Below are 12,966 nucleotides of genomic sequence, written 5' to 3'. Positions count from 1 at the left end.
TCATAAAAACGGCTTAGTATTTATATCCAATATTGAATAATTGGGTATAATCGCCGCTATGCATTTTCTATTCGTATCCCGCCGCAATGTCCATGCTCGTTACTATAAAAAATTAATTGCTCAGCTCAACTTGAATGCAAGTTTGTATATTTATGGAAAGCCTATACTAAGTGCATTGAAGAACTTACCTGAGGCATTTAATACATCATTTGATGATATTGTTGCTACTCAGGTCAAACGAAAGCGAGCAAAAAATAGTATTTGGCAGAACCCGTTATTAACGAAGGTTTACTCGGTTCTCTTAAATATGATCGAGTGTTGTCGTTACGCGAAGTATTTATCATTATTTGAAGAGCGTAAGCCTACTCACTTAGTTATCTGGAATGGTAATAAGCTACCTAATATAACCGTGGTTAAAGCTGCAAAAAGGCTAGGTATTAAGGTGTTTTATTTCGAGAATGGCTTGTTGCCCAATACGAGTTGTTTAGATCCTAAAGGTGTTAACTTTGCTTCGTCTATGAGTTACCAGCGTGACTTTTACTTAAATTTTAAGCTGCCAAGTCACTTTAACCTTGAAGATGTAAATTTAATCCCTAGAGCAAATCATAAAAAGCGCAAAGAATTTATTAAAAGTAAATTGCCAAAGCGTTATATTTTTGTGCCGTTTCAGGTTCCTCATGATACGCAAGTTGTGTGTTACTCGCCTTGGTTGAATTCAATGGAAATGCTTTACAGTGAGGTAATGAACGCTATAGAAAAGTTAAATGACCCTGATTTAAAAGTGGTTTTTAAAGAGCATCCATCGTGGCATAAGCATTATACACACTTATACAAAAAGCACCCTCAAGGTATATTTGCAAACGGCAATGCAACTACTGATTTAATCGAAAATGCACAGGCTGTAATCACTATCAATTCAACCGTAGGATTAGATGCGCTGTTATTAGCAAAGCAGGTAATTACACTTGGTCAGGCATGTTACAACATTGATGATTTAGTTTTACATGCAAATAATAGACAAAAGCTATTTGAGCGCTTATTGCAACTGGATCAAGGTTGGCAACTAAACTTGGCGTTACGAGATAAGTTTTTTTGTTATTTAAAGCGTGTTTACACTATTGAAGGAAGGTGGCAAGATTGCTCAAAAGAGCATGCTGAGGCTGTCGAAGAACGTCTTATAGGGTTAGATGTTTTTTCGCAGCAACTGAATAACGTAAAGGATAACAATGAAGAATGTAGTAACTTGTCAGTGGTTAAAAGAGCGCATAAACGATACAAAACTTGTTATTTTTGATGCGGGTATAGTGCGCCCAGGCTTACCTGGGAGGTATCAGCCAGACGCTAAGTTACCCAATGCACAACGTTTTGATTTTAAAAAGCAACTCGCGGATTTATCCAGCGGTTTATCTCATACTATGTGTAATCCTGCGCAATTTACGCAGCAAATGCAGCTTATGGGCGTCGACCAAGATTCGTTGGTGGTTATCTATGAAGATGAAGGCCTGTTTAGCTCTGCGCGCGGCTGGTGGATGTTTAAAGCTATGGGTTTTGATAACGTTAAAGTACTCAGCGGTGGCTTAGCCAAATGGCAGTCTTTAGGTTACCTTACTCAAGTTGAATACAGCCATAGTCACCATACAGGTAACTTTATTGCCAAACCTAGAGCCGACTACTTCATTGATGCCGCAGCGGTGTTTAATGGCATTGATAACGACGACGTTTTGCTATTGGATGCACGCAATTACAAGCGTTACACAGGCGAAATGGCTGAGCCGCGAAAAGGCATGCGCAGTGGTCATATACCAAATAGCTGTGCTATGCCATACAGTGAACTACTGAATGACGGAGAAGCTAAATCCCTTGAACAGATTCAAGCTGCTTTTGAGAAAGTCATTGATAACGAGGCAATATTGCAATTTAGTTGTGGTTCGGGGGTTACTGCGTGCATCTTAGCGTTATTTGCTAGCGAGTGCGGCTATCAAAACCTGCATGTATACGATGGTTCTTGGAGTGAGTGGGGAGCACGAGACGAACTCCCTATCGAAACAGGGCCTTGCCCTAGGCGGGTATAGTTACAAAGTATTTACTGCAAAGTCATAGTGGCGCCAATAGTTAATTGCTTTACGATTAAGTGGTTGGCGCACTTGCACTTTACTGGCTGTAGCCGAGGGGCTTTGTTGTTTATAAAAGTCTAAGCAGTCGGGTTGCCACTCTAAATTACAAAAAGCGTATACCTTTTGCGTATTACTGGTAGGTTCAGTTACCAACTCTTCATATTGGATGATCAAGACATTGCCTTTATATGTGCTCGCGAAGTGATTTATTAAGTCACAGTAGTCATAGTAATACCGATTTATATTTTTTAAATCATAACTGTAATGATGAAAAGCACTCGCAGGGTTATAAAGCTGACGGAAATTTGCAATACAGGTATCTTGTTGCCCCCGCTGCATACAAATTATTTTAGCTTGTGGAAATGCAGCTAAAATTAAATCAATATAATAAAAATTGAAGGGCTGCTTATCACAGCTACGTAGTGATGGTGCGACTAATTGTCTAACCCGCTGTTGATAACTATTAAGTTGCTCAATAGTGTGTTTATTTTTATAGGCGTTTGCTAAAACATTGCTATTTAAAACTTGCTTATTATCCCCTTGGCAAAGTTGAGCAATGTCATTAAGCTCGCCAACACCTTGAACTTGATCAGACTGATTTATAATTTTTTCCATTAATGTGGTGCCTGAACGTGGCATGCCGACAATAAATATTGGCGCAAAGTCGGTGTCAGTTTGAGTGTTGGGGAATTGCTGACTAAGCTTTGTAATCTGCTGGCAAAACTGACTATGTTGATCTGCGTTATATTTTACGAGTTGGTTAATGTTCTTTTTGCTGGCGATAAACGCATTGTAAGCGTTTTTAAATTCACCTAAGTGCTCATAATTAAGTGCCATAGCATGTTGTGCATAGTGACTGTCTTGCGCTGATAGTTTACTTTTAACTAAGGCTTTAAGCTGCGCTAGATGTACGTTTGCTGAGTGTGAGTTATTTAACTCTGCTAGAGAATAATGAGCTTGAAAATACGCAGGTTGCTGAGTAATTAATTGCTGTAGTAAATCACGAGATTTATCAAACTCCCCCATCACTTTGTAACCGACAGCCAAATTATAAGTTACTTGTGGATTTGATGGCTGACATGTAAAAGCTTTTTTCTGCCAAACGAGAGCTATTTCGTATTGCCCCAGCCGAGTCAGTACGTTGGCCACAAGGTCATAATACGTAGCATCTTCAAGTTCACTCTTTATTGTTTGATCAATATAATGCTGAGCACTCATTAATTGGCCTGATAATGTAGCAAGCTTTGCTAAGTGAGCAATATATAAAGGATGCTTGGTAATACTCAGTGCTTTTTCGAGTAGCTTTTGTGCTTTACTGGTATCGCCCGCGGCTAAATTTACTTGTGCCAATAAAAAATAACTAAAATGATCGTTTGGGGTCTTTTTTATATTACTTACTAATAAATGGTGGGCGTCATTAAGTTTACCTTGCGCAATTGCTTGGTCAATATGGCGTTGAAGCTGAGTTTGAGCTGATGTTAGTTGCATAGTCATAAGCATAAAAGCCTTGATGTAAAACACCAAGGCTTTTGTTTATAAAGTTAATTTACTTACAGCTCAAAGTTATACGTAAACTTCATGCCGATAGTACGCGGTGCTGTAGTGTAGTGACCATACACGCGTTGTAGTTCAGGCAGCTCTTTGTTTAGCTCTGCATACTTAGCCATGCCAGCCCATGATTTATCACGGCGTACCGAGGTAAACGCGTACTTATCGAATAAATTATCAACATAGAGAGTCGCTGACCACATATCACCGGTTAACTTGGCTGATAAATTACTCAGTGCATAACCTGCAAGTGTCTCGCCATCGGCTTTTAAGCCGACTTTAGTGATCACATCACTTTGCGCGGTCATACCGTAGTTAATGCTTAGCAATTTATCATCGAGTACATCTTGCTCGTAACGTAGGCCAAATGAAAACTGATGCTCTGGAGCACCTGGTAAACGGTCGCCATCTTCACCGCCTTGTACTCCTGCACCAAATACATCAGGAGCATCTTCAGTTAATTGCGCTTTTGCATAAGCGTATGTGGCATAAGCAGTCCAGTTATCCGCGATGATTGCTCGGCTTGAAACTTCAACCCCTTTAGAGTTAGCAGTAGCTGCATTTGAGGTAATCAACTCCTGACCATTTACGGTTGTGCTACCGATTTGCGCGTCTTTCCAATCAACATTAAATAGCGCAGCATTGAAATGTAAGCGATTTTTAAACCAACTAGATTTAAAACCAAGTTCATAATTTACAGTGGTATCAGGCTCATAACCAATTTCATTTGGTAGAGCACAGACAATTTGTTGCTCGGGTAATACATCAGGGCAAGGAGCTAGACCGTTGCCACCACCAATCCTAAAGCCTTCACTAACGGTAAAATAGGCTAGTACACCAGTTTCAAAAGTGTAATTAGCATTAAATTTAAATAAGTTACCGCTGTCGCTGGCACTTGTATTAACCATTGTAAGTTGATCCAATGATGAAAAATCACCGGAGTATAACGGAGTAGCAGATCCTGATGTGGTTGATACATCATACTCATAAAAACGCGCACCAAGTGTTACGTTAAATTGATCGGTAAAGGCATAGCCTACTTCACCAAATAGCGCTTTTTCTGTGGTTTCAGAGTCACTGATCAAAATATACTCGAGGTCTTGTTGCAGATTTGGAATACCACCGCCCCAAAATTCAGTTAAACCAGGTGTGTATTCTCTATCATCTGAGTGGCTTTCAAGTTTGTTGTAGTAACCACCCACAATCCAGTTAAAAGCGCTATCAGAGTTAGATACTAAACGAATTTCTTGGGTGAAACTATCACGTTTTGAGGTATCCAAAGTTTGCGCTACAAACGCTGGGAACTCAGCATAGCCACTCCAGATATCGTAAAGTAAATCAGTTTGGTCACGCTGGCCTGATTGTTCGTAGCTTGACCAGCCAGAGGCAGATACTAATTCCGCAAAGCCTAAGTCAGCCTTAATTTCTAAGCTTAATAAGTCGTTCTCTTCTTCACCTGGCTCAAGTACTCGGGCTGCATTTTCATATTGACCAACCATACCTTGTAGGCCACTGCTGTCACTTAATGAGTTATATTGTGATGTTGAGTTGCCGCCATTTTCTTGCTTTTGATAAAAATAGTTAAGCGTTGCTTCAACAGCTTCGTTAGCTTGCCAACGCAGTGACACACGGCCTGTAGTTATTTGTTCATCGTTTACGTCACTAACACGATGTAAGTTAGCACTGACATCTTGTGGGTTGGTAAAATCAGGATTTGGGTTTGATACACCAGGGTTTTGCACCACGTAGTTGTAATCGATATATCCTGGGTTGGTGTAATAATTAACACTGGCACGAATTGCCAATACATCGTCAATTAATGGCGTGTTAAATACTAAACCCAATTCACCACCGGTGCCGTCGCTTTCATTTAAGCTAAATACATCACCAGTTACTTGGCCTTCGGTAATATCAAGTTCAGGTTGCTTTAATAGATAGCGAATCGCACCACCTAATGTGCCAGCGCCATATAAAGTACCTTGCGGGCCAATAAGTACTTCAACGCGGTCAACGTCAGTTAAACGTAAATCAATATTAAGAGGAATTTCACCGACGTAAGTGGCAACAGTACCGCCATCAGAAATACGATCAGAAGTATTGGTATTCAAACCACGCACGATTATAGGGGAGCCTTCACGACCACCTTGATCAGAAATAGTTAAGCCAGGCACCCAGCGAGCTACATCTTCAAGATCACCAATGTTTTGATCTTTGATCACATCACCATCAAGTGCGGTAATGTTAAGTGGTGCTTCCTGCACTGAGCCCGCACGACGAGTAGCGGTAATTTGAATCGTTTCAATCACTTTGTCTGCTTGAGTTGTTGATTCTTCAGCAGCAAGGTGGTGACTATTAAATAAAATAGCAGAAACAGCTGATGCAAGAAGTGCTGGCCTAAAGGTGATCATGTTCATATTCCGAATAAGTTACAGTATATTTATGCTTAAAAATCAACCAGTGTCGATATGTTAAGCAGATTTTCTGGATGTTTTGTGAATTTATATCCAATTATAGTGTATTTTTATTCTTGTAGTCATGCGTTATTTGCAGCTTTATGCTATTTATTTGAATAAGTACTCTAGCTGTTTCTATAAGGGCAGTTTTTACAGTTGTTTTTACAGCATTTTCCACGTTTTAAGAAAAACCAACGACTGAATACCATATAGCCGTTTTGCATTTCATAATCGAGGTTTTCGATTAAATTGGTGTTAGTGTGAAAGGGCTTTGCAAAAGCAAGCTGCTCTTTGAGAGGGCGTAGATAGAGGGTAGTTAGAAATAGATTAATTTTCGCTAAGGTACACTCTCGACATAAACAGCTGGTGGTTGTGCTATCAAGCGGTAAAATAGCTGGCAGCTCATTGCACCAACAGGCGTTGATATTATCAACATTACAGGTAAGCGTGGTTTGGCATTGTGAGCAAGCTAAAATAGTCATTCGAGATTCGTTTAATTTTTTAATAATAATCCACTATAGAATAACAGATAACTAACTATGAACAGAGCACAAGCGATAGCAGAGTTTGCCCGTTTTGGTAAACAAAAAGACGAGGCCATCAGTATTATTGTTTCAACAACAAGTGATGAGCAAAGCCCTGCTTACACATTAACGCTCGCAACCGTACTCGATGTACTCACTCGCTGCTTGGCAGGCGAAATAGATTTAGACGAACTAGAGCTGTGGGCCAATGTTATAGAATCAAGAACCGACATCGATCACAGCGCCGTGGAAGGTGCAATTTATGCCCTAAGCAACAGTGAACAAATGGGCGAGCTTGATAAGAGTAAAGTTGCGAAGTTGATTGAATTATTAGCAAGTTAGTAGGGGTTAGGTTCTAGGGATATTGCGGCTAACTTCGCCTTGATATAGCTGAAAATAAAAAACGCGGCATAAAGCCGCGCCTACGATGTGATTGTTATTTGAGAAAATCAATTTCCTAGAGCCTTTTACCTAGCTCCTCTTTCCTAAAGTCTATTACTTATGATATCCCAAACAGGTTTCGACTTCGTTTTTAGAGCCTAAAATCACTGCTACACGTTGGTGGATAGCATCTGGTTGAATGTCCATGATGCGCTCAGTGCCGGTTGATGCGATACCGCCGGCTTGTTCGATTAACATCGCCATTGGGTTTGCTTCGTAAAGTAGGCGTAGTTTATTTGGTTTGTTGGGATCTTTAGTATCGGTAGGGTAGGTAAATATACCACCGCGGCATAACACACGATGCACATCACCTACCATGGCGGCAATCCAGCGCATGTTGAAGTTACGTGCGCGAGGGCCGGTGTCACCTGCAATTAAATCATTAATATAGTTTTGCATTGCAGGCTGCCAATGACGCTGGTTTGATGCGTTAATAGCGTATTCATTGGTATCTTCAGGCACTTTGGCGAAATCTTCAGTTAATAAGAATGTGCCGTGAGTCTTATCTAAAGTGAAAAAGCGAGTACCTTTACCTGTAGTTAGAGCTAAAACCGTTGATGGGCCGTAAAGTACGTAGCCCGCTGCAACTTGATTTTTACCCGGTTGCATAAAAATGCTTTGATCGGCAGGATCAGAGCCTTCAGGTGCTTTCATTATTGAAAAAATAGTGCCTACTAATGAGTTGATATCAGTATTTGACGAGCCATCGAGTGGATCAAACGCTACGATGTAATCTGCATCGGGGTTGCCGGCAACGGTATAGTCTTCTTCTTCTGATGCGATAGCTTTAACGTAACCTGATTCCAGTAATATGTCTTTTAGCAGCTGGTTGGTTAATACATCAAGTTTCTTTTGTGTTTCGCCTTGAATGTTTTCGTCGAGGGTTGAACCAAGTACGCCAGATAATGCACCTTGACCGACACGGAATGAAATCTCTTTACATGCCGCTAAAACAGTCCTGATCAACGAAATTAAATCTCTAGGGCAACCGTCTTCAAGTAATACTGGGGGTAGTCTACGCATTCTATTTTCCTGATAACGTTAAAGGCCATGATAATCATAGGGTGAGAGGGATTATCAAAGCTAGCGCTGAATTTCGTCTTAAATAGATGTATTTTAAAGTGGATACATTATACTGGCATCACCTTTAAACTTATTTAAAACGCGAATAACAAAGATAAGATTATGCAAAAAATACCACTGATACGTTACATACTCTTTACTGTGTTGCTAACTATGATACCCCAAGCGCACGCAGCAATTAAGTCTATTAATGATTTTACTTCACAAATGAATCATTTTCCTGGCTATTTTTCATTCTTTTACGATACCGAAAATGGCAAAGTCTATTTGAAGGTAGATAAATTAGAGCAACAGTTTTTATTACAGCAAAGCTTACCTTATGGTGTTGGCTCTAATGATATAGGTCTTGATCGTGGCCAATTAGGCAATACGCACTTGGTGCAGTTTGAGCGCTTTGGCGACAAAGTAATGCTCAGAGCTATTAATACATATTACCGTGCAAATACCAGTAATAAAGCAGAACAAAAAAGTATTAAAGAAGCCTTTGCGTCGAGTATATTGGCTGGCTTTAAAGTGGTCGCTAAAAGCCCCAAAGCGGTATTAATTGATTACACGCCTTATTTATTAAGTGACGTTCACGGTGTTAGTCGCACGCTTGCAGCTCGTAAACAAGGTAGCTTTAGTTTAGATGAAAATCGTAGTGCGGTATTTATGCCACGCTCTAAAGCGTTTATGAAGAATACTGAGCTTGAAGCGGTGCTTACCTTTAAAGGTAGCAAGCCGGGGCAATATATTCGCCAAGTCAGTGCTGACCCATATGCGCTAACGGTACATATGCATCACTCTTTAATTAAACTGCCTGACGATAACTACACACCACGTGCGTTTCATCCGCAATCCGGTTACTGGAGTGTTGAACATAAAGATTACGCAGCTTCATTAAGTGACTCTATGTTAGTGCGTTATATTCCGCGCCATCGTCTTGCTAAAAAAGATCCATCATTGCCAATTAGTGAACCTATCGAGCCAATTGTATATTATTTAGATCCGGGCGTACCAGAGCCAGTAAAAACAGCGTTATTAGAAGGCGGGAAATGGTGGAGTGATGCATTTTCAGCGGCAGGTTATAAAAATGCATTTATCGTCAAAGTATTACCTGATAACGCAGATCCTATGGATATCCGTTATAACGTTATTCAATGGGTGCATCGTGCTACGCGTGGTTGGTCTTATGGCAGTTCAGTGATTGACCCTCGTACAGGTGAAATTTTAAAAGGTCACGTTACCTTGGGATCACTACGTGTACGCCAAGATATTTTAATTGCTGAAGCTCTTGCTGCGCCTTATGTTGAAGGGAACGAGGTTGCTAAAACCTTGCAAGCGATGGCGCTAGACCGTATCCGTCAATTGAGTGCGCATGAGATTGGTCATACATTAGGGATTGCACATAATTTTGCTGCATCAGTCGCTGATAGAGCTTCTGTAATGGATTACCCTCATCCGTTATTAAGCTTTAACGATAAAGGTGAGCTTGATGTTAGCCGTGGTTATGCGCACGGTATGGGGCAGTGGGATACTCAGGTTATTAAATATGGTTACAGTGACTTTACTGGCTTTGATGAGGACACAAAGCTGGCTGCTATTTTAGCTGAGAATAAAAGCAAAGGGCTGGAGTTTATTTCTGACAGCGATGCAAGAGCAAAAGGCGGAGCACACCCAACAGCGCACCTTTGGGATAACGGCACTTCACCGAGTGATGAACTAACCCGAGTACTTGAGGTGCGTAAACACGCATTGGCTAATTTTGGTATTAACAATATTAAAATGGGAACCGCACTGTCGCAGCTTGAAGAAATGCTGGTACCGCTGTATTTATTTCATCGTTACCAAGTAGAGTCTGCGGTTAAGCTGATTGCAGGTGTTGATTATGACTATGAAATACGCAGTGAAGCCACCGTTAAAGGCGCGCAAGTTGTAAGTAAAGAAGTGCAACAACATGCGCTCACTGCAATGCTGAACACATTAAAGGCAGACAACTTAGCTTTACCTGAAAGCATTCTAGCCTTGATCCCACCAAAGGCTTACGGTGAGTCTAAAAATCGTGAGAGCATTGTTGGTCGCACTGGTTTAACATTGGATGCCATGGCATTACCTGAAGTTGCTGCACAGCATAGTTTATCGCTTATGCTAAATAGCCAACGGTTAAATCGGTTAGCTCAACAGCAAGCGCGCAGTAATGCGTTTTTCAGTCTTGATGAAATGCTTGCACAAGTATATGAGCAAGTGTTTACAACGAGTAATGAAACGCCAATGGCCGCTAAAATTAACCAACGCGTACAGTTATTAACGGCTAAACAGTTTGCTGACTTGGTAGCCAGTGATAATGTTGCTCCGGAGGTTCAAGCTCAGCTTCGTTATTATTTAGTTAAGCTCAGTAAAGATTTCCAACAAGGCTCGTTGCTTAGCAGTGTCAACATTGGTGAAAGTGCCTTTAAGCAATACTTAGCGGAGCAGGTTAAGCTGTTCTTATCATCTGGACAGTGGCCAGATAACTTTAAAGCGTTGCCAATACCACCGGGTTCGCCTATTTAAAGTGGGTTATTACACTCATTTTTTAAGGGAGCGAATAAATGCTCCCTTAGATTTACACTAAATTATATTATTGCCTTGTTCTGGGTCACGAGACTCTTCTGCTTGCTCTCTAATTTCATCGGTATCACTACTGACATCATCAATATTAGTGTCGTTATCTTGGTGAATTGGTGTATCGACTCTGTTAGCTTTTTTGGCTTTAATAGCTGACTTTTCATTATTATTGAGCGTAGGGTAAATATCGTCGCCTTGGCTATTTACGAGTACACGTTCACGTGCATCGTCGGGCATGCTGACACCTTGTTCAGTAAAGTTATTGACCAGCTCACGCATTAGTTGTGATGCAACTTTTAATACGCTGTGCTGTTCACTGTTAACCCAAAAATAAATAGTGAAGTTGACCGTGGCTGAGCCCAAGTCGTTAATAAGTACTTGTGGAGCTGGTTCTCTCAAAACCGGCGCTTGTTTGTTCAGAATATTTAATCCAAGGCGTTGAGCCGCTTTAATATCATTATCATAACCAATACCTAAGGTAAAATGACCACGCATTTTCGGATTCGCGGTTAAGTTTTTAATAACATTTTTATATACATTCGCATTCGGTATTTGAATATGGTTACCATCAAAATCAACGAGGGTGGTTGCACGAGCCGTGACTTTTTTAACTACACCTAGGTGCCCGTTTACTTCAATAACATCATCTATTTTGAAAGGTCTTTGCACGCTCAAAAGCATGCTTGAAATAAAATTTTCGGCGATATCTCTAAATGCAAAGCCGAGTATTAAGCCTAGTAAACCTGTACCACTCATTACGGCCACGGCAAACTGAGTCAGCTCCGCTAAGCGAAGAAATAAATATACGCCAAATAATATGATTAATATGCTTATAAAGCGTCTCGTTACCACATGTAATAAGCGACTTTCACTAACATACCCCAATGGTTTTATGAGTAAGTAAGAGAGTGGTCGGGCAAGAAAATAGCAACCGATAATCGCGAGTACACCTAATATCAATGCGGGTAGCATTTGCCCAGCAGCATGTAAAAACTGCATTGTTTGAGAGTTAACACTTGCAAGAGTTAACTGCCATGTTTGCTCGTTTGGTAGTATTTTTTCGTTGCTAGATAAAGTTATAAGATATTGATTTATATTGTCAAATAAGTTATGCATGGCTTCTTCCTGATGTGTTTTAAACTCTCTACCTCGGTTTCTCAAAGCAAGTTGAAGGCCATGCTGTATTGGCAAGCTGATTGCTATATCTAAAAGATTACATAACGATAATTTAGAGTTCTCAAATGCCACAAAGTCAATATGGTTATCAAGCTAACAAGCCAAATGAAATCCCATTGCGGGGTTGGTGGAGTATTTGTAAGCGCGTTTATACCAGCCTTGCGCAAGATAATTTATCTTTTGTTGCCGCGGGCGTGGCGTTTTATGCATTACTTGCTATTTTTCCGGCAATTGCAGCTTTAGTTTCTGTTTATGCTTATTTTGCATCACCAGCCGATATATCGGCTCTGTTGAGTAAATTTATTACCCTGTTACCACCAAGTACCAGCGAAATAGTGCTAGAGCAAGTGACAGCGGTGAGTCAAAGATCACAAGCGTCATTGAGTTTAAGTGCTTTGAGTACATTATTGCTGGCTATTTGGAGTAGCAGTAAGGGCAGTCAAGCGCTGATCACTGCATGTAATATTACTTATCATGAAAGTCATACGCGGCAATTCTTTATCGCATTGCTGTTTAGATTTCTTTTTTCAGTCGGTGCAATTACGGTTGCTGTTGTAGCGTTACTTATTATTGGCATCTTGCCAATTGTTTTGAATTTAGTCGGTTTTACGCAACGTATTGATCTCATTATTCAATTAATATCTTGGCCTTTACTTGCGGTTATTTTTAATTTTGCGTTGGCTTGTCTATATCGTTACGCTCCTCATCGGCGAGCTGCTAAGTGGCGATGGGTGACACCGGGTTCATTATTGGCAACTATATTATGGATTGTTGCGTCACTCGGTTTTTCATTTTACGTTTCTACATTCGCTTCATACAACGAAACGTATGGCTCATTAGGCGGGGTGGTGATTATGCTTATGTGGTTGTATTTAAGTGCATACATCATCATTTTTGGTGCAGCACTAAATGCCAGTATCGAGCAACAAACTATGCAAGATAGTACCAAAGGTAAAGCAAAAAAGCGCGGTGAACGCGGTGCTTTTGTTGCTGACGAACTAACGAGTAAGCAACAACAAATGCACCGTAAAGATAACTAAT

At 40.5% G+C, this 12,966-nt stretch carries 10 protein-coding genes; 5 read left to right on the top strand and 5 right to left on the bottom strand.

Features of this window, described 5'->3' with window-relative positions; translation table 11 throughout:
- Positions 1-58 precede the first annotated feature (58 nt).
- The gene (locus tag ACU8V8_RS13855) at positions 59-1,294 is read left to right on the top strand and encodes a capsular polysaccharide export protein, LipB/KpsS family (protein ID WP_446887891.1); all 1,236 of its coding nucleotides are present in this window, start codon (positions 59-61) and stop codon (positions 1,292-1,294) included.
- Positions 1,227-2,072: a sulfurtransferase gene (locus ACU8V8_RS13850; RefSeq protein ID WP_446887890.1), complete on the top strand. Its 846-nt coding sequence runs from the start codon at positions 1,227-1,229 to the stop codon at positions 2,070-2,072. Before ACU8V8_RS13855 ends, ACU8V8_RS13850 begins: the two co-directional genes overlap by 68 nt.
- On the opposite strand, the gene ACU8V8_RS13845 is transcribed toward ACU8V8_RS13850, so the two are convergent.
- From ACU8V8_RS13845 to ACU8V8_RS13835, 3 genes are all read right to left on the bottom strand, one after another.
- Complete coding sequence (locus tag ACU8V8_RS13845; RefSeq protein WP_446887889.1) at positions 2,073-3,608, bottom strand: tetratricopeptide repeat-containing sulfotransferase family protein; 1,536 nt, start codon at positions 3,606-3,608, stop codon at positions 2,073-2,075.
- Positions 3,609-3,664: 56 nt separating this feature from the next.
- Positions 3,665-6,070 (bottom strand): TonB-dependent receptor, encoded by a 2,406-nt coding sequence (locus ACU8V8_RS13840; RefSeq protein WP_446887888.1) that lies wholly within the window; start codon positions 6,068-6,070, stop codon positions 3,665-3,667.
- Between the two features lie 170 nt (positions 6,071-6,240).
- Positions 6,241-6,597, bottom strand: a complete 357-nt coding sequence (locus ACU8V8_RS13835) for a DUF5522 domain-containing protein (protein WP_446887887.1) — start codon at positions 6,595-6,597, stop codon at positions 6,241-6,243.
- 57 nt (positions 6,598-6,654) lie between these two features.
- On the opposite strand from ACU8V8_RS13835, the gene ACU8V8_RS13830 reads away from it, so the two are divergent.
- Positions 6,655-6,981, top strand: a complete 327-nt coding sequence (locus tag ACU8V8_RS13830) for a hypothetical protein (protein WP_446887886.1) — start codon at positions 6,655-6,657, stop codon at positions 6,979-6,981.
- 153 nt (positions 6,982-7,134) lie between these two features.
- On the opposite strand, the gene ACU8V8_RS13825 is transcribed toward ACU8V8_RS13830, so the two are convergent.
- Positions 7,135-8,103, bottom strand: coding sequence for a class 1 fructose-bisphosphatase (locus ACU8V8_RS13825; protein ID WP_421961013.1), 969 nt, complete (start codon positions 8,101-8,103; stop codon positions 7,135-7,137).
- Positions 8,104-8,265: 162 nt separating this feature from the next.
- Between ACU8V8_RS13825 and ACU8V8_RS13820 the strand changes: the two genes are divergently transcribed.
- Positions 8,266-10,695: a zinc-dependent metalloprotease gene (locus ACU8V8_RS13820; protein WP_446887885.1), complete on the top strand. Its 2,430-nt coding sequence runs from the start codon at positions 8,266-8,268 to the stop codon at positions 10,693-10,695.
- A 57-nt stretch (positions 10,696-10,752) separates the two neighbouring features.
- Here the strand turns inward: ACU8V8_RS13820 and ACU8V8_RS13815 are convergent, their stop codons facing one another.
- Positions 10,753-11,865 (bottom strand): mechanosensitive ion channel family protein, encoded by a 1,113-nt coding sequence (locus ACU8V8_RS13815; RefSeq protein WP_446887884.1) that lies wholly within the window; start codon positions 11,863-11,865, stop codon positions 10,753-10,755.
- 125 nt (positions 11,866-11,990) lie between these two features.
- On the opposite strand from ACU8V8_RS13815, the gene ACU8V8_RS13810 reads away from it, so the two are divergent.
- A complete protein-coding gene (locus ACU8V8_RS13810; protein ID WP_446887883.1) occupies positions 11,991-12,965 on the top strand; it encodes a YihY/virulence factor BrkB family protein in 975 nt (324 codons plus the stop codon).
- Position 12,966 lies beyond the last annotated feature (1 nt).

The sequence above is a fragment of the Pseudoalteromonas sp. SaAl2 genome, from assembly GCF_052947895.1.
The sequence above is the reverse complement of the archived record's forward strand: the minus strand, read 5'-3'. Positions and strand labels throughout refer to the sequence as shown.

Bases quoted from the DNA above. Each gene is read 5' to 3' on its own strand.
- ACU8V8_RS13840 (WP_446887888.1), bottom strand. From the start codon at position 6,070: ATGATCACCTTTAGGCCAGCACTTCTTGCATCAGCTGTTTCTGCTATT.
- ACU8V8_RS13850 (WP_446887890.1), top strand. From the start codon at position 1,227: ATGAAGAATGTAGTAACTTGTCAGTGGTTAAAAGAGCGCATAAACGAT.
- ACU8V8_RS13825 (WP_421961013.1), bottom strand. From the start codon at position 8,103: ATGCGTAGACTACCCCCAGTATTACTTGAAGACGGTTGCCCTAGAGAT.
- ACU8V8_RS13810 (WP_446887883.1), top strand. From the start codon at position 11,991: ATGCCACAAAGTCAATATGGTTATCAAGCTAACAAGCCAAATGAAATC.
- ACU8V8_RS13845 (WP_446887889.1), bottom strand. From the start codon at position 3,608: ATGACTATGCAACTAACATCAGCTCAAACTCAGCTTCAACGCCATATT.
- ACU8V8_RS13835 (WP_446887887.1), bottom strand. From the start codon at position 6,597: ATGACTATTTTAGCTTGCTCACAATGCCAAACCACGCTTACCTGTAAT.
- ACU8V8_RS13815 (WP_446887884.1), bottom strand. From the start codon at position 11,865: ATGCATAACTTATTTGACAATATAAATCAATATCTTATAACTTTATCT.
- ACU8V8_RS13855 (WP_446887891.1), top strand. From the start codon at position 59: ATGCATTTTCTATTCGTATCCCGCCGCAATGTCCATGCTCGTTACTAT.
- ACU8V8_RS13820 (WP_446887885.1), top strand. From the start codon at position 8,266: ATGCAAAAAATACCACTGATACGTTACATACTCTTTACTGTGTTGCTA.
- ACU8V8_RS13830 (WP_446887886.1), top strand. From the start codon at position 6,655: ATGAACAGAGCACAAGCGATAGCAGAGTTTGCCCGTTTTGGTAAACAA.